At 69.1% G+C, this 25,880-nt stretch carries 27 protein-coding genes; 14 read left to right on the top strand and 13 right to left on the bottom strand.

Annotation, left to right across the window (positions count from 1 at the left end):
• The first annotated feature begins 5 nt into the window (after nucleotides 1-5).
• From QPK32_RS15355 to QPK32_RS15385, 7 genes are all read left to right on the top strand, one after another.
• A complete protein-coding gene (locus QPK32_RS15355; RefSeq protein ID WP_290413659.1) occupies nucleotides 6-338 on the top strand; it encodes a DUF2818 family protein in 333 nt (110 codons plus the stop codon).
• Nucleotides 339-391: 53 nt separating this feature from the next.
• The gene (locus QPK32_RS15360; RefSeq protein WP_290413660.1) at nucleotides 392-961 is read left to right on the top strand and encodes an NUDIX domain-containing protein; all 570 of its coding nucleotides are present in this window, start codon (nucleotides 392-394) and stop codon (nucleotides 959-961) included.
• A complete protein-coding gene (locus QPK32_RS15365) occupies nucleotides 958-1,659 on the top strand; it encodes a hypothetical protein (RefSeq protein WP_290413661.1) in 702 nt (233 codons plus the stop codon). Before QPK32_RS15360 ends, QPK32_RS15365 begins: the two co-directional genes overlap by 4 nt.
• A gap of 24 nt (nucleotides 1,660-1,683) precedes the next feature.
• Nucleotides 1,684-2,388 (top strand): 2-C-methyl-D-erythritol 4-phosphate cytidylyltransferase, encoded by a 705-nt coding sequence (gene ispD, locus QPK32_RS15370; protein ID WP_290413662.1) that lies wholly within the window; start codon nucleotides 1,684-1,686, stop codon nucleotides 2,386-2,388.
• Nucleotides 2,389-2,405: 17 nt separating this feature from the next.
• A complete protein-coding gene (gene ispF, locus QPK32_RS15375) occupies nucleotides 2,406-2,918 on the top strand; it encodes a 2-C-methyl-D-erythritol 2,4-cyclodiphosphate synthase (RefSeq protein WP_290413663.1) in 513 nt (170 codons plus the stop codon).
• Nucleotides 2,919-3,090: 172 nt separating this feature from the next.
• Complete coding sequence (locus QPK32_RS15380) at nucleotides 3,091-4,344, top strand: MFS transporter (RefSeq protein ID WP_290413664.1); 1,254 nt, start codon at nucleotides 3,091-3,093, stop codon at nucleotides 4,342-4,344.
• A 1-nt stretch (nucleotide 4,345) separates the two neighbouring features.
• Nucleotides 4,346-4,654: a hypothetical protein gene (locus QPK32_RS15385; protein ID WP_290413665.1), complete on the top strand. Its 309-nt coding sequence runs from the start codon at nucleotides 4,346-4,348 to the stop codon at nucleotides 4,652-4,654.
• 1 nt (nucleotide 4,655) lies between these two features.
• Here QPK32_RS15385 and QPK32_RS15390 read toward each other — a convergent pair whose 3' ends face one another.
• Nucleotides 4,656-4,943: a hypothetical protein gene (locus QPK32_RS15390; protein ID WP_290413666.1), complete on the bottom strand. Its 288-nt coding sequence runs from the start codon at nucleotides 4,941-4,943 to the stop codon at nucleotides 4,656-4,658.
• Between QPK32_RS15390 and sugE the strand changes: the two genes are divergently transcribed.
• Nucleotides 4,942-5,262, top strand: a complete 321-nt coding sequence (sugE, locus tag QPK32_RS15395) for a quaternary ammonium compound efflux SMR transporter SugE (protein ID WP_290413667.1) — start codon at nucleotides 4,942-4,944, stop codon at nucleotides 5,260-5,262. The genes QPK32_RS15390 and sugE overlap by 2 nt on opposite strands.
• A 7-nt stretch (nucleotides 5,263-5,269) precedes the next feature.
• On the opposite strand, the gene QPK32_RS15400 is transcribed toward sugE, so the two are convergent.
• Together QPK32_RS15400 and QPK32_RS15405 are read right to left on the bottom strand one after the other, a co-directional pair.
• On the bottom strand, nucleotides 5,270-6,157 hold the full coding sequence (locus QPK32_RS15400) for a phytanoyl-CoA dioxygenase family protein (RefSeq protein ID WP_290413668.1): 888 nt from the start codon (nucleotides 6,155-6,157) through the stop codon (nucleotides 5,270-5,272).
• 146 nt (nucleotides 6,158-6,303) lie between these two features.
• Nucleotides 6,304-7,197 carry a LysR family transcriptional regulator gene (locus QPK32_RS15405; RefSeq protein WP_290413669.1) on the bottom strand — a complete coding sequence of 298 codons (894 nt, stop codon included), beginning with the start codon at nucleotides 7,195-7,197 and terminating at the stop codon, nucleotides 6,304-6,306.
• A 103-nt stretch (nucleotides 7,198-7,300) separates the two neighbouring features.
• Between QPK32_RS15405 and QPK32_RS15410 the strand changes: the two genes are divergently transcribed.
• The 3 genes from QPK32_RS15410 to QPK32_RS15420 all read left to right on the top strand — a co-directional run bounded on the left by QPK32_RS15410 (nucleotide 7,301) and on the right by QPK32_RS15420 (nucleotide 9,310).
• Entirely contained in the window at nucleotides 7,301-7,705 is a 405-nt protein-coding gene (locus QPK32_RS15410) for a TerB family tellurite resistance protein (RefSeq protein WP_290413670.1), read from the top strand.
• Nucleotides 7,706-7,794: 89 nt separating this feature from the next.
• Nucleotides 7,795-8,349: an NADPH-dependent FMN reductase gene (locus QPK32_RS15415; RefSeq protein WP_290413671.1), complete on the top strand. Its 555-nt coding sequence runs from the start codon at nucleotides 7,795-7,797 to the stop codon at nucleotides 8,347-8,349.
• A gap of 43 nt (nucleotides 8,350-8,392) precedes the next feature.
• Nucleotides 8,393-9,310, top strand: coding sequence for an ion transporter (locus tag QPK32_RS15420; protein ID WP_290413672.1), 918 nt, complete (start codon nucleotides 8,393-8,395; stop codon nucleotides 9,308-9,310).
• A gap of 203 nt (nucleotides 9,311-9,513) precedes the next feature.
• On the opposite strand, the gene QPK32_RS15425 is transcribed toward QPK32_RS15420, so the two are convergent.
• From QPK32_RS15425 to QPK32_RS15445, 5 genes are all read right to left on the bottom strand, one after another.
• Nucleotides 9,514-11,997 (bottom strand): TonB-dependent siderophore receptor, encoded by a 2,484-nt coding sequence (locus tag QPK32_RS15425; protein WP_290413673.1) that lies wholly within the window; start codon nucleotides 11,995-11,997, stop codon nucleotides 9,514-9,516.
• A gap of 86 nt (nucleotides 11,998-12,083) precedes the next feature.
• Nucleotides 12,084-12,575 carry a RidA family protein gene (locus QPK32_RS15430; protein ID WP_290413674.1) on the bottom strand — a complete coding sequence of 164 codons (492 nt, stop codon included), beginning with the start codon at nucleotides 12,573-12,575 and terminating at the stop codon, nucleotides 12,084-12,086.
• 15 nt (nucleotides 12,576-12,590) lie between these two features.
• Nucleotides 12,591-13,001: a cytochrome c gene (locus QPK32_RS15435; RefSeq protein WP_290413675.1), complete on the bottom strand. Its 411-nt coding sequence runs from the start codon at nucleotides 12,999-13,001 to the stop codon at nucleotides 12,591-12,593.
• An 8-nt stretch (nucleotides 13,002-13,009) separates the two neighbouring features.
• Complete coding sequence (locus QPK32_RS15440; protein ID WP_290413676.1) at nucleotides 13,010-14,590, bottom strand: flavin monoamine oxidase family protein; 1,581 nt, start codon at nucleotides 14,588-14,590, stop codon at nucleotides 13,010-13,012.
• A gap of 374 nt (nucleotides 14,591-14,964) precedes the next feature.
• The gene (locus QPK32_RS15445; RefSeq protein ID WP_290413677.1) at nucleotides 14,965-15,747 is read right to left on the bottom strand and encodes a hypothetical protein; all 783 of its coding nucleotides are present in this window, start codon (nucleotides 15,745-15,747) and stop codon (nucleotides 14,965-14,967) included.
• Between the two features lie 195 nt (nucleotides 15,748-15,942).
• Between QPK32_RS15445 and QPK32_RS15450 the strand changes: the two genes are divergently transcribed.
• Entirely contained in the window at nucleotides 15,943-16,572 is a 630-nt protein-coding gene (locus QPK32_RS15450; protein WP_290413678.1) for a phasin family protein, read from the top strand.
• A 31-nt stretch (nucleotides 16,573-16,603) separates the two neighbouring features.
• Here the strand turns inward: QPK32_RS15450 and QPK32_RS15455 are convergent, their stop codons facing one another.
• A complete protein-coding gene (locus tag QPK32_RS15455) occupies nucleotides 16,604-17,830 on the bottom strand; it encodes an acyltransferase family protein (RefSeq protein WP_290413679.1) in 1,227 nt (408 codons plus the stop codon).
• Between the two features lie 196 nt (nucleotides 17,831-18,026).
• Here QPK32_RS15455 and QPK32_RS15460 point away from each other — a divergent pair, with 196 nt between their 5' ends.
• Nucleotides 18,027-18,449: a hypothetical protein gene (locus QPK32_RS15460; RefSeq protein WP_290413680.1), complete on the top strand. Its 423-nt coding sequence runs from the start codon at nucleotides 18,027-18,029 to the stop codon at nucleotides 18,447-18,449.
• Between the two features lie 57 nt (nucleotides 18,450-18,506).
• On the opposite strand, the gene QPK32_RS15465 is transcribed toward QPK32_RS15460, so the two are convergent.
• From QPK32_RS15465 to QPK32_RS15480, 4 genes are all read right to left on the bottom strand, one after another.
• Nucleotides 18,507-19,214, bottom strand: a complete 708-nt coding sequence (locus QPK32_RS15465) for an SDR family oxidoreductase (RefSeq protein WP_290413681.1) — start codon at nucleotides 19,212-19,214, stop codon at nucleotides 18,507-18,509.
• 91 nt (nucleotides 19,215-19,305) lie between these two features.
• The gene (locus QPK32_RS15470; RefSeq protein ID WP_290413682.1) at nucleotides 19,306-19,917 is read right to left on the bottom strand and encodes a TetR/AcrR family transcriptional regulator; all 612 of its coding nucleotides are present in this window, start codon (nucleotides 19,915-19,917) and stop codon (nucleotides 19,306-19,308) included.
• An 89-nt stretch (nucleotides 19,918-20,006) separates the two neighbouring features.
• Complete coding sequence (locus QPK32_RS15475) at nucleotides 20,007-20,753, bottom strand: LytTR family DNA-binding domain-containing protein (RefSeq protein ID WP_290413683.1); 747 nt, start codon at nucleotides 20,751-20,753, stop codon at nucleotides 20,007-20,009.
• On the bottom strand, nucleotides 20,741-21,874 hold the full coding sequence (locus tag QPK32_RS15480; RefSeq protein WP_290413684.1) for a sensor histidine kinase: 1,134 nt from the start codon (nucleotides 21,872-21,874) through the stop codon (nucleotides 20,741-20,743). The genes QPK32_RS15475 and QPK32_RS15480 overlap by 13 nt, the downstream gene beginning before the upstream one ends.
• A gap of 163 nt (nucleotides 21,875-22,037) precedes the next feature.
• Here QPK32_RS15480 and QPK32_RS15485 point away from each other — a divergent pair, with 163 nt between their 5' ends.
• Nucleotides 22,038-25,832, top strand: a complete 3,795-nt coding sequence (locus QPK32_RS15485) for an ATP-binding protein (RefSeq protein ID WP_290413685.1) — start codon at nucleotides 22,038-22,040, stop codon at nucleotides 25,830-25,832.
• The last annotated feature ends 48 nt before the right edge of the window (nucleotides 25,833-25,880 follow it).

Genomic DNA, 25,880 nt, shown 5'->3' on the forward strand with positions numbered 1-25,880 from the left:
CGCCCGTGGATACCACGCTCGCAGCCTGGTTGGTGATCGCGGTCGCGATCGCGTTCGCCAACCTGCCTTTCCTCAATGAGCGCGTATTCGGCTTCATCCCGGTGAAGCCGGCGCTGGGCAAGGCGCACGCCAAGTACTTCGTCGTGCGCCTTCTCGAGTTGTTTGTCTTATACTTCGTCGTCGGCGGATTGGCCCGCATGCTCGAAAGCCAGATCGGTAATGCATTTACCCAGACCTGGGAGTTCTATGCGATCACGGCCTGCCTGTTCGTCGTGCTGGCATTTCCCGGTTTCGTAGGCCGCTACCTGCTGAAACGGAAAACGGCACGCCCCGCCTGACCGCCGGAGTCCGACAGCTCCGGTGACCGATCAACGATCACACCGGAGCTTGTTTGGAAACCGCTGACGATTCCCACCTGAGAGAAACCCGCATCGATGGCGAGCTCGCCTACGACGGGCACTTCCTGAAAGTCACCCGCGACCGCATCCGCCTGCCCGACGGCAAGGAGTCCGCGCGCGAATTCATCCGCCACCCGGGCGCCGTCGTGATCCTGCCGCTGCTGGACGACGGCCGCGTGCTGCTGGAACGCCAGTACCGCTATCCGAACGACCGCGTCTTCATCGAATTCCCGGCCGGGAAGATCGACCCGGGCGAGGCCTCGCTGGCCTCGGCCAAGCGCGAGCTCGAGGAAGAGACGGGCTATACGGCGAGCGAGTGGCACTTCGTCTGCACGATCCACAACGCCATCGCCTATTCCGACGAGCACCTCGACCTGTTCCTGGCGCGCGGCCTCGTGGCCGGCGATGCCAAGCTGGACGAGGGCGAGTTCCTCGAGACGTTCACGGCCACCGTGCCCGAGCTGCTCGAGATGGTCAGGAAGGGCGAGATCACCGACGTCAAGACGGTGATCGGCACGTTCTGGCTCGAGAAATTCCTGGCAGGCAGCTGGACACCCGCGTGAATCTTGCCTTGCAGCTGTTGCTGGGATGGGCGCTGATCGCGTCCGCGGGCAGCTGCGCGGCGCGCAGCGCCTTCCAGCAGCGTTGCGAGGAAGCGGCCGGCAGGGCCGGCGCCACGTTCTCCTCGCGCGATACCGGCTACCGGGTCGACAACAGCCTGTCGTGGCGCGCGCTGACGCAACTGAAGCGCACCGCCGTCAGGAACGGGCTCGTGCTGGGCCTCACGCGCGCCGAATCGCGCGTCTCCGTCAAGGTCGACGGCGTGCTGCTGCAAGACCCCGAAGGCAGCAACGAATGCGTGATGCCGCAGGTCGACGTGACGCTGTACTATCCGCCCATCGTCATCTACGTCGGCAGCGAATTCGCGCCGGACACCTGTTCGTATCGCGAGATACTCGCCCACGAAATGCGCCATCTCAACACCTACCTGGACTTCCTGCCGAAAGTGGAAGAGCGCATCCGCACCCGCCTGGCCAGACGGTTCAGCGGCAAGCCCTTGTACGCCCGCCGCGGCCAGGCGCGCAGCATGCTGCAAGCCGAGATCGACGCCAACTGGATGCCCTTCATCAAGGCCGAGATGATGCGCGTGGAGCGCCTGCAGGCGGCCATCGACAGCCCGGTCGAATACGCGCGTCTCAGCAAAGTTTGCCAAGGTGAGGTACAGTCTCTTATTGGATCGACAAGACGACCGGGCGCATAATCCGCAGCTCGTCCATCAACATACATGACTCAAGCACCGCGTTACTTCGCATTAATTCCCGCTGCCGGCGTCGGCTCCCGCATGGGGGCCAGCAGCCCGAAGCAGTACCTCAAGATCGGCGGCAAGCCCATGCTCCGCCATACGCTCGACGCCTTCCTGTCCAGCGAGCTGATCGCCCATACCTTCGTCGTCGTCAGCCCGGACGATCCGTACATCGACAGCGTCGCTCCCAGCCACGGCGTGACGGTGCTGCGCTGCGGCGGCGACAGCCGCATGGAATCCGTGCGCAACGGCCTGGCGGTGCTGGCCAGCACGCTGTCGGACACGGACTGGGTGCTGGTGCACGACGCCGCCCGCCCGGGCCTGACGGCCGAACTGATCGAAAAGCTGGTGACGGCCACCGGCGACCATCCGGCCGGCGGCCTGCTGGCCTTGCCCGTGGTCGACACCGTCAAGCGCTGCATCGACGGCGAGGCGGCCGGCACCATTCCACGCAACGGCCTGTGGCTGGCCCAGACCCCGCAGATGTTCCGCTACCAGCTGTTGCGCGAGGCGCTCAGTGCCGCCACCGACCCGAACACGATTACCGACGACGCCAGTGCGGTTGAAGCGCTCGGATTGAGCCCAAGATTGGTGGAAGGCCATCCGCGCAACCTGAAGGTCACGCTGCCGGAAGACATCCGCATCGCCGAGATCTACCTGGCGGTCTCCCAACCCGAACTCGTTTAAGACGCACACGACACACCATGGCACTCGCATCGTACAACCCAACCCCGCCGTTTCGCATCGGAACCGGCTATGACTGCCACGCCCTGGTCGAGGGCCGCAAGCTCATCGTCGGCGGCGTGACCATCCCGCACCGCCTGGGCCTGCTTGGCCACTCGGACGCCGACGTCCTGCTGCACGCGATCATCGACGCCATGCTGGGCGCCGCCGGCCTCGGCGACATCGGCAAGCATTTCCCGGACACCGACCCCATGTTCGCGGGCGCCGACTCGCGCACGCTGCTGCGCGAAGTGGCGCACCGCGTGGTCGCCACCGGCTACACCATCGGCAACATCGACGCCACCATCATCGCCCAGCAGCCGAAGATGGGCCCGCACATCCCGCAGATGGTCTCGCGCATCGCCGAGGACATCGGCGTGTCGCCGCAGCAGGTGAACATCAAGGCCAAGACCAACGAGAAGCTGGGCTTCCTCGGCCGCGAGGAGGGGATGGCGGCGCAGGCGACGGCGTTGCTGGTGCGCGCGGAGAGCTGATACAGCGGCAGCACTTTTAGCGCGTCGTCCCTGCGCAGGCAGGAATCCAATTTCTGCATGCGCAGCCGTGCTGCACGCGCAATTGGGCCCCTGCCTGCGCAGGGGCGACGGTGGATTTGCGGCGGCGTCCGTTCGCCGCGATAATGGCAGAACCAACAACAACGGGGACGCCATGACGAACGCACCTGCGATGAGCCCGGGAAGCGCCTGGCTGCTGATCCTGTCCGCCAGCGCCATCCTGATGCTGACGATGGCGGCGCGCCTCACCACGGGCCTGTTCCTGTCCCCGATCAATACCGCCACGGGCCTCGGGATCGCATCGATCAGCTTCGCGATGGCCGTCGGCCAGTTCATGTGGGGCGCCTCGCAGCCCGTGTTCGGCGCCGTCGCCGACAAGTACGGCCCGGGAAGGGTGCTCGTGCTGGGCGGCGTCCTGCTGGCCGCCGGCCTGGCCGCCACGCCCTTCGTGTCCTCGCAATGGGGCCTGCTGCTCACGCTGGGCGTGTTGTCGGCGGCCGGCGCAGGGGCGGGGAGCTTCTCGATCCTGATCGGCGCCACCGCGCAGCGCCTGCCGCCCGAGCGGCGCGCCTTCGCGTCCGGCTTCATCAATGCGGGCGGTTCCTTCGGCCAGTTCGTGTTCGCGCCCGCCGTGCATGCGCTCATCGCCGCCTTCGGCTGGGTTTCCGCGATGCTGGCGCTGGCCGCGACCACGCTGCTGACGATCCCGCTGGCCCGCCCGCTGAGCGGCAAGACGCCCGCCGCGGCCGCCGCAACGGGCAGCGTCGTCGGCCATGGCGCATTGCCGGCCCTCACGCTGGGCGGCCAGCTGCGCGAGGCCCTGCGCGACCGCAGCTACCTGTGCCTGCATGCGGGCTTCTTCACCTGCGGCTTCCACATCGCCTTCCTCGTCACCCACCTGCCGGGCGAGGTGGCGCTGTGCAGCCTGTCGGCTTCCGTGTCGGCGACGGCGCTGGGCCTGATTGGCCTGTTCAACATCTTCGGTTCGCTGACGGCCGGCGCCCTCGGCCAGCGCTACCGCATGAAATGGCTGCTGGCGCTGATGTACGGCAGCCGCGCCGTCATCATCGCGCTGTACCTCGTCGCGCCCAAGACACCCATGACCTTCTACGCCTTCGCCGCCGCGCTGGGCTTCACCTGGCTGGCCACGGTGCCGCCGACGGCGGGCCTGGTCGGCAAGCTGTTCGGCATGCGCTACCTGTCCACGCTGTTCGGGCTGACGCTGCTGTCGCACCAGGTCGGCGGCTTCTTCGGCGCCTGGCTGGGCGGGCTCGCCGTCGTGCGGTTCGGCGACTATGCGTGGATGTGGTACGCGGACATCGTGCTGGCCGCGCTGGCCGCCCTGGTCAACCTGCCGATCCGCGAAGCGCCGCTGGCGCTGCCGGCGGCAAGCGCGGCGAAGGCTTGAGATGGCGCGCGATCCCTGGGCCTACCGCGACGTGGCGGTCGAATCCGTGCTCGACGCCCGCACGGGCCGCCTGCGCATCAAGCCGGTGGCGGGCCAGGCCTACGCCACGTCGATGCGGGTGCAGTGCGCGCGGGCGCTGGCCGACCCGGCGCGCTATCCGGCCGGCACGCGCTTCCTGATCCGCGCCAAGCTGACGGACCGCGACGGCGGGCCGCCGTTCCTGTATGCCTGGCATGGCGACCCGGTGAAGGTGCTCACGCCGCGCGAGGCGGCGTCCTTCCTGGACGAATACCGGCGCCGCAGGATTTGAATCAGTCCTTGCGGAAACCCGGGCCGAACGCCAGTTGCCGCGCGGGGCAGTGGGCGACAACTTGCGGCTTCTCTGCATCATTGTCGCGGCGTACGTAGCACTCGTCGAAGACGGAGCAGTAGCAGGCCGAGATCGCGGCGTCGTTCATGCTCCGGTGCAGCGTATCGAAATCGGCGTTCGCATGGGGCTGCTCGGTCCACGTGAACAGCGTGACGGATGCGCGCGGCTTGGAGGATCGCGGCGCCGCACCTATCATGCGAAGCATTCGATCATCGGGAGAAACAAACATGGTGTGGCTCGTCTTGGGATTGGCAGGCTTGTTCGAAATCGCCTGGGCCGTCGGGATCAAGTACACGGACGGCTTCAGCCGCCTGTGGCCCAGCGTGGGCACGGTGGCGGCGATGGTGGCGAGCGTGCTGTTGCTCGGCCAGGCCGTCAAGACGCTGCCGCTGGGGACGGCGTACGCGGTGTGGACGGGCATCGGCGCCGTCGGCACGGCACTGGCGGGCATGGCGCTGTTCGGCGAGGCGGCGACCGTGGCGCGCCTCGTGTGCATCGGCCTGATCGCGGCCGGGATCGTCGGGCTGAAGCTGGTGACGCCGCACTGAGGCCGCGTCAGCGGGCCGCCGGCGCGATCAGCAGGCGGTTGACGTAGGGGTCGACGCGCAGGTCGCCATGGTAGGGGACGGGCGCGTAGTCGTAGATCAGGCAGGGCAGCAGCGAGTACTGGACGATGAGCACGAGGCGCGCGCGGCGCGTCGGCGGCGTGCCCTTGTGGATGCCGCGGGTATCGATGAAGAAGCCGGTGCCGGCCGGGCCCGTGACGACGATGCCGGTCCCGTGCTTGCGCACGATCTCCTGGTCGGCATAGCGGCGCAGGCGCAGCGGCATGCGGTCCAGGTGGGTGCCGGCGACGTAGCTGTGCGGTCCGGAGTCGGCGTCGACGTCGGTCAGGTAGACCAGCAGCTTGATGCTGGCGGCGTCGGAATCGCGGTGGAAGCCCTGCACGTCGGCATCGCTGGTCGGACGCGGAAACGACCAGCGCAAGCCCATCAGCGTGATCGTCGGCGTGTAGCCGAGGTAGTCCGTGGCCACGGCCAGCAGGTCGGGACGGTTCGCCAGCGCCAGCAGGTGCGGGCAATGGACGGCGCTCCCGACCGGGAAGTCGGCGACGCGCGCACCGGGCGGCACGTCGTCGATGGAGAAGGCGCGGCCATCGCCGCGCACGGCCACCATGTCGCGTCCACGCAGCCAGGCCAGCGCCTCGGCGCACTGGGCGGGGGACAGCAGGCTGCCCAGCGGCGCATAGCCCTGCGCGCGCAGCGCGGCGCCCGCGCCGGCCGGCTGGCGGCGCTCGATGCGCCCGTGCAGCGTGCCGAGCAGGGCGACCGCGGCGCGCGTCGCCGCATGGCGGATGCGGCGGCTGGTGACGGCCCGCTGCACGTAATAGCCGAACAACTTGAGCCGGGCGTTGCGCGACGCGCCGACGGTGACGTACTTCACATGCACCCCCGCAAATCGATGGACGAAGCGCCGCCGGACGGCCATGGCGGGCATGGCTCTTTATATTACCTGCGAAATATTAAAAATTGCGGAGGCGCAATGTTAATGCGAGTAAAGATCATGCCGGGGTGCGCCGGCGCAGCCGGCTAGGTGGCGAACAGCGTCCCGGCCCGCTCGAGGATGCGGCGCACGGCCGGGTGGTCGATGCGCCGCTCCACGGTCACGGCATGGAACTGCTCGGCGATCGTGCCGATCTCGCCCAGCGCGACGAGGCCGTATTCGCGGCAGATGGTCGGCGCCAGCACGGTGGGGGCCGGCACGAAGCCAGCGCCCTCGCGCGCGAACGACATCAGCAGCGCGCCGTCGTCGAATTCGCCGGCCACGATGGGGCGCAGGTCCTGCAGGTCGAACCAGGCCTGCAGCTGGCTGTGCAGGGCCGTGTCGGCGCCCGGCAGCAGGAAGGGCGCGCCGCGCAGGCGCTGCGGAAAGCCGCCTTCCCATTGGGCGCACAGGCCGGGGTGGCCCAGGACCGTCTGCGTGCTGGACCCCAGCAGGTGCGTATGGCCGCGCACGGCGCTGCCCGCGGGCAGGCCGCGGTCGGTGATGACCAGGTCGAGGCGGTGCGCGGCCAGGTCCTGCAGCAGCGCGTCCAGCGGACCTTCGCGGCAGACGAGGCGCAGCGCCAGCCCGGCATCGCGTGCCGGCTGCAGCAGGCGGAAGGCGAGCGTCTTCGGGATCATGTCGCCGACGCCCACGCGCAGCGTCTCCGCCTCTCGGAACAGGCCGCGCCGCACGGTCTGTTCCAGTTCGTTGCCGAGGTCGAAGATGCGTTCGGCATACAGCAGCACCGTCTTGCCCGCGTCCGTCAATTCCAGCACGCGGCCCTTGCGGCGCAGCAGCGCTTCGCCGAGCTGGTCCTCGAGCAGCTGCAACTGCCCGCTGATCGCCTGCGGCGTGACGTGCAGGCGCTGCGCCGCCGCGGCCACCGTGCCGGTGGTCGCTACCACGTAAAAGTATTGAAGGTGCTTGTAGTTGATCAAGAAACAGCTCCAGAAATCTTGATGATTGCAAAAGATAATTCGATTTTACTTTATCGAGCGTGGGCTTTAGTCTGGAGCCATCGACACTTTGATGAGGAACACCATGCGAATCTATGCCACCGACAGTCCCCGCGCCGTCTCGCGCCTGCTGGCCCTGGCCATGATCGTCGACGGCCACCTGGCCCCGGCCGAACTGAAGGCCATGCGCCATTCCGGCGTCCTGCAGGGCGTCGGCATCGGCGAGGACGACTTCGACGACGTGGTGCAGGAATTGTGCGAAGACCTGCTCGCCACCGCCCACCAGCGCGGCGCCGGCGAGGTCGAGATCGATACGAAACTGCTCGACGGCCTGCTGCGCGAAGTCGAGGCGCCCTCGCTGCGCATGGGCACGATGAAGGCCATGCTCGACATCGTCCATGCGGACACCGTGCTGGACGGCCGCGAGACGCTGCTGATCCAGCGCGCCTTCAAGGCCTGGGGCGCGTCCGGGGCGGCCCGCGCCGCCTGACGCGGGGCTTGGCGGGGCGCGTGCCGTCCCGCCGCCAGAACCGCTACACTCTGGTCTCGACCTTCTCATCGAGACCGGAAAGGATGACCATGGCAACACGGAAGATCGCAGTACTGGTGGGCAGCATGCGCAGGGAGTCGTTCACGCGCAAACTGGCGAAGCAGCTGATGCTGCTGGCGCCGCCCACGCTCGAACTGGAGATCGTCGAGATCGGCCAGCTGCCGATGTATAACCAGGACGACGAGACGGATGCGCCGCCGCCGGCCTGGAGCGAATTCCGCGACCGCATCCACGAGGCCGACGGCATCCTGTTCGCCACGCCCGAATACAACCGCTCGCTGCCCGGCGTATTGAAGAACGCGATCGACGTCGGCTCGCGCCCCTACGGCAAGGCCGCCTGGACCGGCAAGCCCTGCGCCGTCGTCAGCAACTCGCCGGGTGCGCTGGGCGGCTTCGGCGCCAACCACGCCGTGCGCCAGACGCTGGTGTTCCTGAACATGCCGTGCATGCAGTCGCCCGAGGCTTATATCGGCGGCATCGCCGACAAGTTCGACGGCGACGCCCTGAAGGACGACGGCCTGCGCACCTTCCTGACGCAGTTCATGGAATGCTACGCGACCTGGGTCGAGCGCCACGCCGACTGAGACGCATGAGCGCGCATCGGCATCGCATGAAGGACCGTCCCTGATGGCGGAGGAAGGCAAGACGGCCGAGTACGTGCCGCAGGCGCCGCCGTCCTACGGCACGCCGCCGCCGGGCTGGCGCCGCCGCATGTACGACGTGATCTTCGAGGCCGATACCCCGGCCGGGAGGCGCTTCGACATCGCGCTGGTGTTCGCCATCCTGCTCAGCATCCTGGTCGTGGTGCTGGACAGCGTGCCGAGCCTGCACAAGGAGCACGGCACGGCGCTGCACGCGCTCGAATGGGTGTTCACGCTGCTGTTCACGGTGGAGTACATCGCGCGCATTGTCGCCGTGCAGCACCCCTGGCGCTACGCCACGGGCTTCTACGGCATCATCGACCTGCTGGCGGTCCTGCCGACCTATTTCTCGCTGCTGGTGTCCGGCAGCGCCGTGCTGATCGACATCCGCATCCTGCGCCTGCTGCGCGTCTTCCGCATCTTCAAGCTCACGCTGTACATCGAGGAATACACGCGCCTGGGCGAAGCGCTGGCGGCGAGCCGGCGCAAGATCATGGTGTTCCTGTCCGTGGTGCTGATGGCGATCCTGATCCTGGGCACCGTCATGTACGTGGTCGAGGGGCCGGAGAACGGCTTTACCAGCATCCCCGTCTCGATGTACTGGGCCACCGTCACCATGACGACCGTGGGCTACGGCGACATCACGCCGCACACGCACCTGGGCAAGGCCATCGCCTCGTTCATGATGCTGCTCGGCTGGGGCATCCTGGCCGTGCCGACGGGGATCGTCACCGCGGAGATGACGCTGCGCCGGGGCGACCGCCGCCATGGGCCTGCGCGGCCGCTGCAGCCGTCGTCTCCGCCGCGTACCTGTTCCACCTGCGGCACGGATGGTCACCAGGTATCGGCGAAGTTCTGCAAGGATTGCGGCGCGGGCTTGCCGGCGGCGAAGCCTGGAACGTGACGGTCGATGCAAGCTACGAGTGTCGTGCTGCAGTATTACCGAACGAGGCGTGCATCGAATCCCTGACGCTCAACAAGAATCGACGGCGTTGGACGATCGACGCGATCGGCGAAGCCTGCGATCGATCCGTTCGCTGACGGCAGATTTGAAAAAAACGGCCCGCACAAAGTACGGGCCGCCGGCTGCAATGCATCAGGTCATGTTCAGAACTTGAACCCCACCCGCGCATAGTAATACCCGCCATTGATCCCGAACGGCGAGAACGACGGATACACGGTCACCGCCGCGTTGTCCAGGTTCGCGCGCTGCTCGGCCAGCAGGTTGGCGTTGATGTGGTTCGGATACTGGTTGAACAGGTTGTTCGCACCGATCGAGAAGGTCCAGGCCTTGTTGTACTGGTAGCTCACTTCGAGGTCCGTGAGGGCGGTCGGCTTGATCTCGGTCTCGTAGTAGGTCGCGCCGTCCGACGACTGCAGCTCGGACGACTTGCCGAAGAAGTTCTCGCGCAGGTTCACCGTCCAGTTGCCCATCTTCCACAGCGCGCCCAGGTTCACGCGCACGCGCGGCGAGGCCGTTTCCAGGTCGGAAATCGCGGTCTGGTCGAGCAGCGTCTGCGGCCGCAGTTCGACCGGGGCCTGGTTGATCTTGATGACCTCGGTGCGGTTGTAGTTCGCCGCGAGCGACCAGTCGACGCGGCCGGCGCTGCCGTAGTTGCTGTTCAGCGTGGCGACGAACTCCAGGCCGCTGGTGCGGGTGTTGACGGCGTTCGAGAAGATGTTGATGCCGGTCTGGACCACGCTCGGGTCGAGCACGTTGCCGTTGGCCAGGATCGCCGCCGTGACGGCCGGCGAATTGACCGCGCCGCCCGAGCCGTACAGCGAGCCGGAACCGACGATGCGGTCGCGGATCGTGATCTTGTAGGCGTCGGCCGTGATCGCCACGTTCGGCGCCGGGTTGAGCACGATGCCGGCGCTGATGTTGGTCGAGGCTTCCGGACGCAGGCCGTTGACGCCGACCAGGCGCGCGCCCGGCGAGTTCGGCGGCAGCTGGACGAAGGCCGTGCGCGGGCCGACGTTGGTGGCCGAGTAGTAGGACTCGGCCAGCGTCGGGGCGCGGAAGCCGTTCGAGTAGGTGGCGCGCACGGCCACGGCCGGGCTGAAGTCGTAGCGGCTGGTCAGCTTGCCGACCTTGGCGTTGCCGAAGTCGCTGAAGTGCTCGTAGCGGCCGGCCAGGTCGACGGTCCAGTCCTTGATCGGCTGCGACGAGAAGTTGATGTAGCCGGCCTTGCTGTTGCGGCTGTGCTTGCCCGCATCGGTCAGCGAGAAGCCCGGGAACGATTGCGAACCTTCCTTGTAGCGCGAGGCGGCGTCGCCGGCGCCGATCTCGTATTCGTCGCGGCGGTGTTCCAGGCCGATGGCGAAGGTCAGCGGTGTGGCCCAGCCGACGTCGAACTCGCGGTTCACGTCGAGGTTGTTGGTCCACTGGCTGGCGACGAACTGGCCCGCATGGAACTCGGTCGGGGTCGCGCCGGTGTCGCTGAACAGCGAGACGTTGCCCGAGTGCGCCACGCCCAGGTCGGCGGTGTCCTTGCCGTAGGTGCTCGACAGGTCCCAGTTCCAGTTGCCCGGCAGCTTGCCCTTGATGCCCGCCGTGAGGGCCCAGTCCTTCTCGTCGAAGACTTCCTGCGGCGAGAAGCCGGTCGGGTAGATCCTCGGCAGGCGGTCCGGCGTGCGGTAGTTCTCGAAGGCGCGGGCCTTCTTCTTGCCGTAGGTGGCGAAGCTGTACAGGTTGAGGTCGGGCGTGAGCTCGGCGCCGAAGTTGGCGGCGAAGATGTGCTGGCGGTACTGGGCGTCGCCGGAAATGTGGTTCACGTACGGGTAGCCCGGATGGTTCTGCAGCTGCGGCATGGCGGCCAGGTTGGCCGGGTCGTTCACGCGCGGGTCGATGCCGCCGCGGTCGGAAAAGCCGTGGTACTTGGTTTCCACCGTCAGGCTCAGGAAGGCGTCGGTGAAGGGCGCGAGACCGATGTTGGCGGTGCCGTCGCCCGTGTGGCCGCCGCCGTCGCCGTAGCCGCCGCCGTTGACGTTGGCGGTACCGCCCTTGTAGTTCTGCTTGAGGATGATGTTCACCACGCCCGCGATCGCGTCGGTGCCGTACTGCGCCGCGGCGCCGTCCTGCAGCACCTCGATGTGGTCGATGGCGGCCACGGGGATGTAGTTCAGGTCGGCCGCGGCGCCGCCCTGGTACGGGCCGCCCAGCACGGCCAGGTTCGAGGTGCCGTGGCGGCGCTTGCCGTTCACGAGCACCAGCGTGTTGTTGGGGGAAAGGCCGCGCAGCCGCGCCGACAGCGTCATGTTGGCCATGTCGCCGCCGAAGGCCTGGGCGTTCAGCGACGGCAGGTTCTGCGACAGCGCCTGGATCAGGTCCGGCTGGCCCGTGCGCTGCAGCGAGCTCGAGTCGAGCACCTGGATCGGCGAGGCGCTGTTCTCGACCTTCAGGCCGGATGCGCGGGTGCCCGTCACGATCACGACGCCCGCGTTGACCGGGCCGGCTTCGACGGCCGGCGTGGCTGCGGCAGGCACGACGTCGTCGGGCGCCGCCGACTTGTCGTCGGCGGCCTGCGCCAGGCCCAGGCCGCAGGTGAGGACGCCGGCCGCGACGCCGGAATGGATGATGGCCTTCTTCATGGATTACCCCTTTTGTTATTGGACTACGTTGCGATGAACACGTGGTGCGAACGGCAGCGATGCGGGCAAACGGCAGGCGCGGAAGCTTATTTCTTGGCGGCGACCACCTCGATCTCGACCAGCCAGCCGGGGTTCGCCAGGGCGGCGATCTGGAACGCCGCGCGCGCCGGCAGGTTCGGCTGCTTGCCGCCGAAGAACTGGGTATAGCCTTCCATGAAGCCGGCCATGTCGGCCTTGCCGCCCTTGGCCGGGTCGCCGACGAGGAAGACCTGCATCTTGACGACGTCGCCCATGGAGAGGCCCATGCCTTTCAGGATGTCCTGGATCTTGGTGAGCACGCCGACGGTCTGCGTCTTCGTGTCGCCGAAGGCGGCCTGGGAATTCGGGTCCGCGCTCTTGTTGACGGTGGGCGGGACCTGGCCGCTGATGAAGTGGATGGTGGCGCCGGGCGGAATGGTGACGGCCTGGGCGATCGGGAAGTCGGAGTTCGGCAGCTTGTGGCGCACGATGTCCTGGGCGCCGGCGGACAAGGGCAGGATGGCGGACAGTAGCAGGGTGGCGACGGCGATCTTCTTCATGGGTCCTCTCTGTGGTTAGTGTTTGTTGCCGAAACGGCTGTTGGTGGCGGGGCCCACGCCCAGGGCGGTGCGCTGGGCGCCGACTTCCTGTTCGGTGACGGCGGGCGCGTTGTTGCCCCAGTTGGCGCGGACATAGGTCAGCACCTGGGCGATGTCGCCGTCGTTCAGGCTGCCCGAGAAGTCGGGCATGCCGCCGCGGCCCTTGAGCAGCACGGTGGCCACGTCGACGGGCGCGCCCTGCACGAAGGCATTGCCGGCCAGCGCGGGAAAGGCGCCCGGGATGCCCTTGCCGTTGGCCTGGTGGCAGGCCGCGCAGTTCTTGGCGAACAGGGTCTTGCCGTCCATCGTGTCGGCGCCGGCGGGGGCGCCGGCGAGCAGCGCGGCCGTCCCGAGAACGGCTGCACGGAGTGCGTGTGGAAGCGTCATGCTGAGGGTCATGCGTTGGCTTTCTTGTGGAGTTGTTCGATCTGCTGCCAGGCCGATTCGATGGCGCCGGCCTGCCACCCCGTCAGGTAGCTCAGGTGTTCGCCGGCCAGCATGATCCGGCCTTCTCCGGCCAGCAGCGTCGGATAGGCTTTCTCGCGGCCGGCCTGGTCCCACTCGGCCCAGCCGCCCAGGTTGTACTGGACCCGGTGCCAGGCGACGGAGAAGGCGTTCTCGTACGAATCGCGGTAGGCCGGGAAGATCTTCTCGCCGGCGGCCACGGCGAATTCGGCGCGCTCGGCAGGGGACAGGGCGCTGACCTCGATCGCGTCGAGCGCGTAGTGGTAGTAGCCCAGCACCACGCCCTTCTTCTTCTGCCAGCCGGACGAGGGCAGCGAGATCGTGTTGATGCCCTTCATGTCGGTCAGCACGTGGCCGCCGTAGATCTGGTCGTCCTCTTCCCAGAAGCGGCGCTTCATCTGCAGGCCGATCTTGCCGACCGGGGCGTAGGACACCGACTTCATCGCGGCCTTGAAGTTGTCCGAGAAATCGCTGTCGACGGTGCGCAGCACCGACAGCGGCATCGCGCACAGGCACCAGTCGGCCTTTACCTGCGACAGCTTGCCGCTCTTGACGTCCTTGACGGCGATGGTGACGCCGTCCGGCGACTGGCGGATCGACTGCACCTCGGTGCCGTAGCGGATCTTCTTGCCCAGGCGCTTGGCGAAGCCCTGCGCGATCTGGTCCATGCCGCCCACCGGCTGGAACATGGTCGCGTGCATGGGGAATTCCTGCACGGCGCTGTAGACCTTGCCGACCTTGGAGGCGAGCAGCTCGTGGAAGCCCAGCGGATCGGAAGGCTGGCCCGGATTCAGGCCGGCGCCCGGCGGTACCGCCCAGCCGCGGCCGTTGCGCCCGCGGTAGACGAGGTCCGTCTTGCGCAGCGCGCCCTCGTGTTCCAGGTAGTCGAGCAGCAGGCGCTGGTCGTCCGGCGTGAGGCTGGCGTCGAGCATCCTGGCCTGGACCGACTTGGCCAGCAGCTCGGCCACGTGGCCGCGCATGTCGGCCTTGACCTGGGCGGCGCGCAGGCGCTGCTTCGACAGCGGGCCCGCGTCTTCCATGTAGACCCAGGCGTGGTCGTTGTCGTTGACCATCACCTCGAGCGGGATGTCGAACTGGCGCGTGTAGTACAGCGTCGACTGGTGGTCGAGGGGAATGCGCCAGGGGCCGTGGTTGATGTAGTTGCCTTCGTCGAAGCGGCAGGTCTGCATCTCGCCGCCCAGCTCTTGCAAGGTAAATCCCTTGCGCGCCGTCTGGCAGCGGCCGCCGGCGAAGCCGCGCGCTTCCAGCACCTCGACCTGGTAGCCGAGCTTCACGAGTTCGTAGGCCGCCGTCATGCCGGCCAGGCCGGCGCCGAGCACGACGACCTTCTTGCCCTTGCCGCTGCCCGACAGCGCGGGCGGCGCGCCGGTGCGGGACGCGATGCCCATGCCCCAGGCGTTCATGGTGTTGAGTAACAGGGCGGAACCGCCGACTGCGGCGGCCCGGTGGAGAAATTCGCGTCGCGTCAGCGACGTTGTCAAACGTTTCATCCGCACCTCGGCTGGTTATTGCAGGAACACTTCTTCTTCAGTTTGTGTTTCAGCAATAGCCGTGCCAGCCAGGCGGGTTCAGGAGGATAAATTTATGTAGAAAATAAAGTAAGAACCGACGTCTCCGAGATGTAAGTTCGTCGTAAGCACGGATTTTCAAATAAAGTTTGTTTTCGCCTCAGCGGCGAGACCGTCAATACGAATGTGGAATCGCGCCGCATGCATACTTTATTTATTGCAAGCCAAACTTTGTTTTGCAGTGCGGAAAAGACGCACCTGTAGCGGGTAAGGCCATGCAATCTCGATAGGGAGAAACGGCGCGCCCGGCCCGCTTTGCGGCGCTGCACCATCATGGGCCGGGGCGCACTGGAAAGTTACAGGCGCATGACAGACTGCACCGCTGCGGCGGACGGGGATGCGGTGCGGCGGGTGGCGGGACGTTGCGGCGGGGCGCCGTCCTTGTCCAGCCAGTAGTTGAACTGGCCGAAGGTCGGCACGGCGCCGGGAGCGTGGCCGTGGTAGTAGTCGGCCAGCATCTGGCGGTAGGCGGCGCGGCGCGAGAACTCCGGATGCGTGGCGGCGTAGCGCGCCACCGCCGCACGGAAGGTCGCGCGCATGTCGGCATCGGTATTCAGTCCCGGATGGTCGCCAGACTTGCGCGGCCGCCCGCGCTTGACGCCGGCGCTGGCGCCGCGGGTCTTGCCGCGCGCGCCCGAGTTGCCGTAGTCGGGCAACAGGGCGTCGACGGTCTGGCCCCGCTCCCAGAAGCGGCGCAGGTAGCGCAGCACGCTGGGACGCGAGACGCCGTGTTCCTCGGCGCATCTCGCCACCATGAGGGCACGCTCGCGCGGCTGGTACAGGCCCGGCACCTGCGCCTGCAGGGCGCTGACGATGTCCCAGGCCTTGTTCTGCAGGTCGCGGTATTTCTGGGGCAGCAGCGGCGGTGGCGGCGGGGCCGCGTACGGGTCGTGCAGCAGCAGGCGCGCGCGTCCTTCCTGCACGTCCTCGACCAGCGTGGCCAGGGCATGGACACGCGGCTGGCTGTGCGCCAGGCCGAGCTCGAAGGTATAGGCCTGGGCGCGCTGGCGGTCGATCCACAGCACCCGGATCGTGCGTACCGGGCCGGCGTACTGAATCACATCGTTAGGCAGAAACATCGGGGCTCCCGGACGGGTTCAGATACCGGGACTCATGCAATTATCGCGCCAGCCTCGATCGGTGTGCGCCAGTGGCAAGCCGGCACGATTAGTCCAGATCAAGCGGCGAGGGCGGCGCGACCTTAGGCTGTGAGCTCCCGTGGCGCCCGCCATGCCGGCGTCACGGTCCAATCACCTACAACGAGGAGGCAACGCATGTACCCGTATCCGTTCGCGCAATCCGTGACCCCGGCCGTCCGCACCCACCTGGATGCCCAGACCGCGTTCATGAACGACATCTCGAAGTCCTTCTTCAACTCCTTCCAGCAGATGGTGGCCCTGAACATCCAGCTGGCGCAGACCATGGTGGAGGAAACGACGCTGGCCGGCCAGAAGGTCCTGAGCGCCGACCACCAGAGCGAACTGCTGAGCGCCGCCGCCGCGCGCACGCAGCCCGCCACGGAAGAGCTGCGCGCCTACCAGCAGCACATCTCGCGCCTGGCCGCCGATGCCCAGGTGGACCTGGCGCGCGTGGCAGAGCAGCACGTGCAGAACACGACCCGCACGGCGCGCGCCCTGGCCGACGAGGTGGCGCGCACGGCCGGCGAAGAGACCGAACGCGGCCTGCGCAACCGGCAGGAAGCGCTGCGCCAGTTCGGCGACCCGTTCGAGCGCGACGGCGGCACCGGGGCCCTGCGGTCGGAAGGCGAACGCGCGGTGCAGGCGGCCCAGCACTCGTCCTCGACCTCATCCCCGTCCGCATCCTCGTCCGCATCCTCGTCCGCATCCCCATCCCCATCCTCGGCGGGCACCCCGCAGCCGCAGCGCACGACCGCGGCGCATTGATTCGTCCCTCGTGCCCGCGCCGCTCGCGGGCCTACGCGGCGTCCGCTACCGTCAGCGCCCGGGCCGCAGGGTGGCGCGGCAGCGCGCCGAGGCCGAACAGCGGGCGCAGCACGGACACCCGGCGCACCAGCTCGAAGCCGGCAAAGGACAGTACCGTCGTCAGCACGACCAGCACGATGGCCTCCACGCCGGCGGCGAGGTGCAGGGGCTTGAAGGCGTGGGCCAGCGTCACGATCAGGGTCTGGTGCAGGATGTACACGGGGAACACGGCTTCGGTCAGGTAGCGCCGCGCCGGGCCGTCGCGGTCCAGGTGGCGGCGTGCGAAGCCGCACGCGGCCAGGATCGCGGACCAGGCCAGCAAGCCGTACACGCAGCGCATCACGGGCAGGATCCAGGGCATCAGGCCGGCGCCGATGGCGTCGTCCGGCAGCGCCCACCAGATCACGGCCACGGCCCAGCCGCCGAGGGCCTGGGCCAGGCAGCGCCAGCGCAGCGCCTCGATGCGCGCCCACACCTGGGGCAGGCGCGCCAGCAGGGCGCCGAACAGGAACATCGGCAGGTACTTGGCATGCAGGTACCAGTCGCCGACCAGCGCATGGGTTTCGCCGAAGCGCGCGATCAGCAGCTGGCGCGCCAGTGCCAGCACGGCGGCCGGCAGCAGGATCAGCTTCCAGCCGGCGAGCCAGGGACCGGCGCGCGACGCCAGGCGCGTCATCGCGCCCTCGAAGCGGCGGCCGAGCGCCAGCGCCAGCAGGGCCAGCACCAGCGTATAGGTCCACAGGTAGGCAACGAACCACAGGTGGTTCCAGGTCGGCAGGATCAGGCAGCCGTCCTTGCAGAAACCGTGGTAGCCACTCGCGTACAGGCGGATGAAGGCGCCGTAGCCGCCGTCGTAGCCGAGCTTTTCGACGACCTCGAAGTAGGATTGCGGCGGCACGACGACGAGCATGCCGAACAGCAGCGGCACCAGCAGGCGCCAGCTGCGCTGGCCCAGGAAGCGGCCGGGGGCGATCCTGGCCAGCATGCAGCCGGACGCCACGCCCGCCACCAGGAACAGCAGGTCGAGGCGCCACGGGGAGGACAGCAGCATGAACGGCTCCGGGCCGTGGCCGGCATCCGGGCTCTTCACGTGCCAGCCCCAGGACACGTAGTACATGCCGACGTGGTAGACGATCAGGACGAAGAAGGCGAGGATGCGGACCCAGTCGAGGAAGTGGTAGCGGCCTGGATGGGCGATGGGCGGGACGGGCGTGGACATGGCGGCGTTTCCGGTGGTGGTCGATGCCGTCGAGACTAGGCCCGCGTGCCCGCGCCGGCGAGCGAAATGTGGCGAGTGGGCCCCCGTTGGGGCGAACCGGATGCGCGGACGCCGGCGCGGCAACGCGTACGTATCGTGAGCCACGTTTTCTCAGAAACGTGTAATCTAAATTACAACATTCTTCAAGGAGATCAACATGAAAGCCACCACCATGAACAAGACCACCTTCGCTGCCATGCTGCTGGCCGTCGCCGCCCTGGCCACCGGCTGCCACAAGGCCGACAACAACCCGAACACGGGTCCGGCCCAGGAAGCGGGCAAGGCCATCGACGACGCCGGCGCGAAAGTCGCGACCGAGGCGCGCCAGGGCGCCGCCGAGGCGAACGCCGCCGCCGACCGTGCCGGCGAGCGCATCGACGCCGCGACCGACCGTGCCGGCGCCAAGATCGACGCCGCCACCGACCGCGCCGCCGAGAAGACGCGCGAAGCCGGCGCCGAAGTGCGCCAGGAATCGCGCGAAGCGGCCCAGAACGTCAAGGAAGGCGCAAGCAACGCCACCGCGGCGACCGGCCGCGCCGTCGAGCGCGCGGGCGAGAAGATCCAGGACGCCGCCAAGTAAGCAGGGCATCGACGCCAGCGCGGCGACGCCAGCGCGGCCCCAGCCCGGCGCCGGCGCTCAGCGCTGGATGAGGTCGAGGTAGATGCCGGGCTCGGCGGCCACGCCGAGCTTGATCTTCTGCGACAGCTCGTCGACCAGTACTTCCTTCTGGCCGTCCTCGAGCGCGGCGTAGGTGCGTTCCACCACATGCGCCGGCTGCAGCTTGGGCACGTCGATGCCGCGGGTGAGGTCGGTGTCGATGAAGCCGACGTGCATGCCCAGCACCTGCGTGCCCTGTTCGCGCAGGGCGATGCGCAGGCCGTTGGTGAGGCTCCAGGCGGCCGACTTGCTGACCGCGTAGGCCGCCAGGAACGGGCTGCTGACCCAGCTCCCCACCGACAGCACGTTCAGCAAGGCGCCGCCGCCATTGCGGGCGAGCACGGGCGCGAAGGCCTGGCTCACGCGCAGCATGCCGAACACGTTCGTGTCGAGCATGCGCTGCATCGCATCGATGCCGTTCGCGTCCAGCAGGCTGCCCGGCTGGGCGATGCCGGCATTGTTGACCACCAGCGTGACGTCGCCGCAGGCCGCCGCCGCCGCCGCGACCTGCTCGGGATCGGTGACGTCCAGGCGGACCGGCACCACGCCCGGCAGGGTGATGGACGCGGGATCGCGGGCGCCGGCATACACCTTGGCCGCACCCTTCTCCAGCGCCTGGCGGGCGAATTCCAGGCCGAGTCCACGGTTGGCGCCCGTCACGAGTACCACGGCGTTTTCGAGTTTCATTGCATGCTCCTTCAGCGGTTGTATAAAAAATATGACGAACGTCATATTTGTGGTCAAGAAAATGGCCGGCCCCTGGACCGGCCGTGCAAATTCATGGTCTGGCCGTGTGGCGGTCGTACTGCGCGAGCAGGGAAGCGGCGCAGGCGCGCAGGATGTCGAGTCCGCCATTGTCCTTGCCCAGCACCCGCGCCATCTGGATGGCGCCCGCCATGGTGGCGGCGATGACCGTGGCGCTGTCGGCGCCGCCGTCGGTGCCGCTGCCCGGCGGCAGCGCCTCGCGCACGAGGGCGACGAGCGCACGCACGCGGCCGGCGGAGACCTCGCGCAACCCGTCGCTGCTGCGCGCCATCTCGGAGCCCAGCGCCGCGACGGTGCAGCCCGCTTCCGTGCTGGCCATGTGCGCTTCCGACAGGTATTCCTCGACCAGCAGGCGCAACGGCGACTGGCCGGCGTCCGCACGCCGGCGCAGCCGGTCGGACAGGGCCGCGTTGCTGCGCCGGCCCGCGTGTTCCACGGCCTCGACCAGCAGCGCGTCGCGCGAGGCGAAGTGGGCATAGAAGCCGCCGTGCGTCAGGCCGGCCTGGCGCATCACGTCGGCCACGCCGACTCCGGCGATGCCGGAACGGTAGAGTTGCTGCGCGGTGGCATCGAGAATGCGTTCGTGCGATTGCTGGCGGCGGGCTTGTCTGGCATCGGTGGGCATGGCGGCCTCGACGAAATATGATGAGACTCATATTATTCCCGTCATATTTCGCTGTCAAGCGCTTTCGCGCCGGTGCGTACGGCGGCGTGTCAGAGGCGTTCCAGGACCCGGGCGCGGTACTGGCGGCTGCAGGGCACGCGCGCCCCGCCGCGCAGCAGCAGTTCGCAGTCTCCCTTGTCGAGCGCGACGACGCGCTCGATCCATGCCAGTTGCACGGCCGCGCGCCGGTGGCAGCGCACGAAGCCGGGGCCCAGGCGGTCGAGCAGCCCGGCCAATGTCTGGCGCAGCAGCGGACTGCCGGTCGGCGTATGCAGGGCGACGTAGTTGTCGGCCGTCTCGATCCAGCCGATGTCGTCGATCGGTACGACGCGCGTGACGCCCCGTTCGCCCACCAGCAGCTGGCGCAGCGGGAGCGCGGGCAGGACGGGCGTCAAATGGGCGGCGTGCTCGCCGGTGGCGGGGGCGTGGGCCGCCGCGCGTTCCCGCAGCCGTTCACGCAGGCGCACGAGGGCCCGATCCAGGCGCGCGCCGTCGCAGGGCTTGAGCAGGTAGTCGATGGCGCGCGCGTCGAAGGCCTGCAGGGCGTAGCGGTCCCAGGCTGTCACGAACACGACCAGGGGCGCCGGTTCGGGCAGCGATGCCGCCAGTTCGATGCCGGACAGTTCCGGCATCTCGATGTCGAGCAGCAGCGCGTCCGGCCGGAACGCCTCGATGCGTGCCAGCGCGTCGATGCCGTCGGCCGCTTCCTCGACGGCGGCGATGTCGTCGCGGCCGTCGAGCAGGCGGCGCAGGCGTGCGCGCGCCGGGGCTTCGTCGTCGACGATCAGGATGCGCACGGCAACCTCAGCTCGGCGCGCACACCGCCGCCCGCGCGCTCGGCGAGCGTCAGGCTGGCTTCGGCGCCGTACAGCGCCTGCAGGCGCGCGCGCAGGTTGGCCAGGCCGATGCCGCCGCGGTAGCCGCCGTCGGGCGCGCCGGCAGTCGCGCCTGCTTCATGGGGAGCCGCGTTCGCCTGCGCCGGCGCGGGCAGGGCGGGCGTTTGCAGCCGCCCGGCATCGTCCTCCACGCTCAGCACGAGCGCATCGCCGTCGCGCGCAGCGCCCACGGCGATGCGCGTCAGGCCGCGGCGCCGCTCCACCGTGTGCTTGAACACGTTTTCCAGCAGCGGCTGCAGGCTCATCGCCGGCACCTCGCGCGCCAGCAGCGCCTCGTCGACGTGCCACTGCAGTTCCACGCGCTCGCCGAAGCGCGCCGCCATCACGCCCGCATAGCCGCGCGCCAGCGCCAGCTCGGCCTGCAGCGGCGCCTGGTGGCGCTCGCCCAGCGCGAGCGCGGCGCGCAGCACGTCGGCCAGCTGCACGAGGGTGGCGTCGGCCTTGCCGACGTCCGTGTGCATCAGCGAGGAAATCGTGTTGAGGGCATTGAACAGGAAGTGCGGCTGCATCTGCTGGCCGAGCCGCTGCAGGCGCGCCTGGGCCAGCAGCAGGTTGGCCTGTTCCGCGCGCAGTTTCGCTTCCAGCAGCGCGCGCCAGGACTTGATGCCGAAGCGGATCACGGTGAACAGGCCCACGAAGATCGAGATCTTCATCGACTCGTATAAAAACAGGCGCGCCGGCGGATCGTGGCGGTAGATCTCGCCGACCAGGGCGTACACGCCGTGGCGCAGGCCGAACGCCAGCGGCACGAAGGCGATCCAGTACATGGGCAGCCATAGCGCCTGGCGCGCGAACCAGCGCCACGGCGTGCCGAGCAGGCGGTCGTCGGCGCGCGAGCCGCGCACCTGGACCAGGGCCAGCACCGTGGTGACGATGGCCGACGAGCCTTCCCACAGCACCGGCTTCCATAATGCGCTGCCGTGTTCGTTGCGGATGTAGTCCTGCACGGCCACCAATATCATCAGCGCCCAGAACAGGATCCAGGCAAGCACGAAGACGGCATGGCGGCGCGGTACTGACATGGAAAGATCATGTTGTAATCCAGAACACATGTCAATCGCTGCCGCTCCGCTGAACAATATCGCCCCCTGCCTGCGGGCCGATGTGTCAGAATGCCACCACTGTCGCGGCTGCTTCCCTGGCAGCGAGCCCTGGCCCACGTGCGGCCGCAACCTTTTCACGCGAATGTCCGACGATTTCCGTTCCCGCTATCCCTTCCTGAGTTTTCCTGGCGAAATGGCCGGCCTGATCCGCGCCAAGGACTGGTCCGCCACGCCGTTCGGTCCCATCGACACCTGGTCGCCCGCGCTGCGCTCCGCCGTCAGCATCTGCCTCGGCTCGCGCTTTCCCATGGTGCTGTACTGGGGCGAGACGCGCGCGCTGATCTACAACGACGCCTGGGCGCCCGTGCCCGGACAGAAGCATCCGTGGGCGCTGGGGCGGCCGGGGTTCGAGGTCTGGTCCGAGATCTGGGACATCATCGGCCCCATGTTCGACCACGTCATGGACACGGGCGAGGCGACGTGGTCCGAGGACCAGCTGCTGCCGCTGAACCGCTACGGCTACGTGGAAGAGTGCTATTTCTACTACAGCTATTCGCCGGTGCGCGGCGAGGACGGCACGGTGGAGGGCATCTTCACTGCGGTGACGGAGACTACCGACCGCGTGCTGGCCGAGCGCCGCGAGCGCCTGCTGCGCCAGGTGGCCGAGCACACCTCGAACGCGCGCGGCGCCGCCGAGGTCTGCGCCAGCACCGTCGCGGTCCTGGCCCAGATGCCCGAGGAGGCGCCGTTCGTGCTCGCCTACCTGTACGACGCGGCGACCGGCACGGTGGCGCTGGCCGGCCGCGCCGGCAGCATCGGCGACGCGCTCGTCCCCGCCGGGGCGGCGCTGGACGGCGCCGCGGCCTGGCCGTTCGCCGAAGCCCTGCAGGGCGGCGTGGCGGTGCCCGTGCAGGGCCTCGCGGCGCGCACGGGCGGCACCGTGCCGGGCACGTCCTGGCCCGAGCCGCTGGACGAGGCGCTGGTGGTGCCCGTGCTGAGCGCGCGCCGCGACGCGCCCTACGGCTTCCTGGTGGCGGGACTCAGTCCGCGCCGGCGCCTGGACCGCGACTACGCGACGCTGTTCGAACGCATCGCCGCCCACATGAGTACCGCCTTCGTCAACGTCGAGGCCTACGAGGTCGAGAAGCGCCGCGCCGAACAGCTGGCCGAGATCGACCGCGCCAAGACGGTGTTCTTCTCGAACGCCAGCCACGAGCTGCGCACGCCGCTGACGCTGATGCTCGCGCCCCTGGGCGAACTGCTGGAGCAGGCCGACGACGGCGCGCGCGAGCGCCTGCGGCTCATCGAGCGCAACGGCCAGCGCCTGCTGCGCCTGGTCAACGGCCTGCTCGACTTCAGCCGCCTCGAAGCGGGGCGCGACGACGCGCGCTTCGTGCCGACCGACCTGGGCGCGTTCTCGGCCGACCTGGCCAGCAATTTCCGCTCGGCCTGCGAGCGTGCCGGACTGGCGCTGGAGATCGATTGCCCGGCCCTGCCGGAACCCGTCTGGATCGACCGGGCGATGTGGGAAAAGATCGTGCTCAACCTCGTGTCGAACGCGTTCAAGTTCACGCTCGACGGCGCGATCGCGGTGGCGCTGCGGGCCCACGACGGCGCCGCGGAGCTGGCCGTCGCCGACAGCGGCGTCGGCATCCCGGAGGACGAACTGCCGCGCATCTTCGACCGCTTCCACCGCGTCGAGGGACAGCGCGGACGCTCGGTGGAAGGGACGGGCATCGGCCTGTCCCTCGTGCGCGAGCTGGTGCAGCTGCACGGCGGCACGATCGGCGTGCGCAGCGCGGTCGGGCAGGGCACCGTGTTCACCGTGCGCATCCCGTTCGGCAACGCCCACCTGCCGCCCGAGAAGCTGCATGCGGCACCGGCCGCGCCCGAGCCTGCGCCCGCGCGCGCCGGTGCCTGGGTCGAGGAAGCGCTCGGCTGGGTCGGCGGCGCGGCCGAGGCGCTGCCTGCGTCCGTGCCCGCGCACGCGGGCGCGCGCATCGTGCTGGCCGACGACAACGCCGACATGCGCGGCTACGTCGCGCGTATCCTGACCGAGGCGGGCTACCGGGTGGATGCCTGCGGCCACGGCGCGGCGGCGCTGGCGGCGGTGCGCGCCGGGCCGCTGCCCGACCTGGTGCTGTCCGACGTGATGATGCCGGACATGGATGGCTTCGCGCTGCTGCAGGCGCTGCGCGCCGACCCCGCCACGGCCGGCGTCGTCGTGATCCTGCTGTCGGCGCGTGCCGGCGAGGAGGCGCGCGTGGAGGGCCTGGATGCCGGCGCCGACGACTACATGGTCAAGCCCTTCAGCGCGCGCGAGCTGCGCGCCCGTGTCGACGGCGCCGTCACGCTGGCGCGCCAGCGCCGCGCGGCCCAGGCGCGCGAACAGGCGCTGCTGTCGGAAATCGAGGCCGGGCGCAGCCGCGCCGCCCTGCGCGAGAGCGAGGCCCACGTCGCCTCGCTGTTCGCGCAGAACGCGGCGGGCATCGCCGAGGCGGACATGGACTGGCGCCTGGTGCGCGTGAACGACCGCTACTGCGAGATCGTCGGCCACCGGCGCGAGGACCTGCTCGGACGTTCGCTGCTGGAACTGGTGCACGACGAGGATGCCGGCGAAAACCTGGCGCTGCTCGAGCGCCTGGCCGCCGACGGCCGCCCGTTCAACCTGGAGAACCGCTACCGCCGCGCCGACGGCAGCGCGGCCTGGGTCAGCAAGGCCGTGGCGCCGGTGCGCGCGGAAGGCAGCGCGGCGCCCAGCGGCGTGGTGGCCCTGGTGCTCGACATCGGCGACCGCAAGCTGGCCGAGCGCCTGCGCGAGGCGGACCAGCGCAAGGACGAGTTCCTGGCGATGCTGGCGCACGAGCTGCGGAACCCGCTGGCGCCGATCGGCGCCGCCGCCCAGCTGCTGCAGATCGGCCAGCTCGATCCGGAGCGCATGCGCCATACCAGCCGCATCATCGGGCGCCAGGTGGAGCACATGACGCACCTGATCAACGACCTGCTGGACGTGTCGCGCGTGACGCGCGGCCTCGTCGAACTGGAGCGCACGCGCCTGGACGTGAGCCAGATCGCGGCCGACGCCGTCGAACAGGTCGCGCCGCTGGTGCAGGCGCGCCGCCACCGCCTCGACCTGCACCTGGCGCCTGAGGCGGCCGAGGTGATGGGCGACAAGAAGCGCCTGGTCCAGGTGCTGACCAACCTGCTCGGCAACGCCGCCAAGTACACCGACGAGGGCGGCCGCATCCAGCTGCGTACCGCCGTGCATGCGCACGAGATCCGCATCGAGGTCGAGGACAACGGCATCGGCATGACGCCCGAGCTGGCCGCGCGCGCGTTCGACCTGTTCACGCAGGGCGAGCGCACCTCGGACCGCTCGATGGGCGGGCTGGGGCTGGGCCTGGCGCTGGTGCGCAGCCTCGTCGAACTGCACGGCGGCACGGCGCGTTGCCACAGCGCGGGACCGGGCCGGGGCAGCACCTTCACCGTGTGCCTGCCGCGCGCCGCCGCGCGGCAGGCGGACGACGGCGCCGCGGCCTCGGGCGCCGGGGGAGCGGCGGCCGGCGCGCGCCGGCTGCGCATCCTCGTGGTCGACGACAACGTCGATGCCGCCGCGATGCTGGCGATGCTGCTGGAGGCGGCCGGCCACGAGGTTGCCGTCGAGCACGGGTCGCAGGCGGCGCTGGCGCGCGCCGGCGCCTTCCTGCCCGACGTGTGCCTGCTCGACATCGGCTTGCCGGACATGGACGGCAACGCGCTGGCCCGGCGCCTGCGGGCCGAGCCGGCGAGCGCGGGCGCGCTGCTGATCGCGGTCACCGGCTATGGCCAGGACAGCGACCGCCAGCGCTCGCTGGAAGCCGGCTTCGACCACCACCTGGTCAAGCCGCTCGACATCGTGGCGCTGGAAGCCATCCTGGCGCATGCCGGCGCGTCCTGACGGGCAGCGCCGGGGCAGGGTGGCGCTGCCGGATCGGCGGTTTCGGTA

This window comes from Massilia sp. YIM B02763, from assembly GCF_030412015.1.
GTDB lineage: Bacteria > Pseudomonadota > Gammaproteobacteria > Burkholderiales > Burkholderiaceae_D > Telluria.

Coding starts and splice junctions, on each gene's coding strand:
- QPK32_RS15470 (WP_290413682.1), bottom strand. CDS start 19,917: ATGCCCACCGATGCCAGACAAGCCCGCCGCCAGCAATCGCACGAACGC.
- QPK32_RS15410 (WP_290413670.1), top strand. CDS start 7,301: ATGCGAATCTATGCCACCGACAGTCCCCGCGCCGTCTCGCGCCTGCTG.
- QPK32_RS15455 (WP_290413679.1), bottom strand. CDS start 17,830: ATGTCCACGCCCGTCCCGCCCATCGCCCATCCAGGCCGCTACCACTTC.
- QPK32_RS15435 (WP_290413675.1), bottom strand. CDS start 13,001: ATGACGCTTCCACACGCACTCCGTGCAGCCGTTCTCGGGACGGCCGCG.
- QPK32_RS15385 (WP_290413665.1), top strand. CDS start 4,346: ATGGCGCGCGATCCCTGGGCCTACCGCGACGTGGCGGTCGAATCCGTG.
- QPK32_RS15440 (WP_290413676.1), bottom strand. CDS start 14,590: ATGAAACGTTTGACAACGTCGCTGACGCGACGCGAATTTCTCCACCGG.
- QPK32_RS15485 (WP_290413685.1), top strand. CDS start 22,038: ATGTCCGACGATTTCCGTTCCCGCTATCCCTTCCTGAGTTTTCCTGGC.
- QPK32_RS15460 (WP_290413680.1), top strand. CDS start 18,027: ATGAAAGCCACCACCATGAACAAGACCACCTTCGCTGCCATGCTGCTG.
- QPK32_RS15480 (WP_290413684.1), bottom strand. CDS start 21,874: ATGTCAGTACCGCGCCGCCATGCCGTCTTCGTGCTTGCCTGGATCCTG.
- QPK32_RS15430 (WP_290413674.1), bottom strand. CDS start 12,575: ATGAAGAAGATCGCCGTCGCCACCCTGCTACTGTCCGCCATCCTGCCC.
- QPK32_RS15415 (WP_290413671.1), top strand. CDS start 7,795: ATGGCAACACGGAAGATCGCAGTACTGGTGGGCAGCATGCGCAGGGAG.
- QPK32_RS15465 (WP_290413681.1), bottom strand. CDS start 19,214: ATGAAACTCGAAAACGCCGTGGTACTCGTGACGGGCGCCAACCGTGGA.
- QPK32_RS15450 (WP_290413678.1), top strand. CDS start 15,943: ATGTACCCGTATCCGTTCGCGCAATCCGTGACCCCGGCCGTCCGCACC.
- sugE (WP_290413667.1), top strand. CDS start 4,942: ATGGTGTGGCTCGTCTTGGGATTGGCAGGCTTGTTCGAAATCGCCTGG.
- ispF (WP_290413663.1), top strand. CDS start 2,406: ATGGCACTCGCATCGTACAACCCAACCCCGCCGTTTCGCATCGGAACC.
- QPK32_RS15380 (WP_290413664.1), top strand. CDS start 3,091: ATGACGAACGCACCTGCGATGAGCCCGGGAAGCGCCTGGCTGCTGATC.
- QPK32_RS15420 (WP_290413672.1), top strand. CDS start 8,393: ATGGCGGAGGAAGGCAAGACGGCCGAGTACGTGCCGCAGGCGCCGCCG.
- QPK32_RS15425 (WP_290413673.1), bottom strand. CDS start 11,997: ATGAAGAAGGCCATCATCCATTCCGGCGTCGCGGCCGGCGTCCTCACC.
- QPK32_RS15390 (WP_290413666.1), bottom strand. CDS start 4,943: ATGTTTGTTTCTCCCGATGATCGAATGCTTCGCATGATAGGTGCGGCG.
- ispD (WP_290413662.1), top strand. CDS start 1,684: ATGACTCAAGCACCGCGTTACTTCGCATTAATTCCCGCTGCCGGCGTC.
- QPK32_RS15445 (WP_290413677.1), bottom strand. CDS start 15,747: ATGTTTCTGCCTAACGATGTGATTCAGTACGCCGGCCCGGTACGCACG.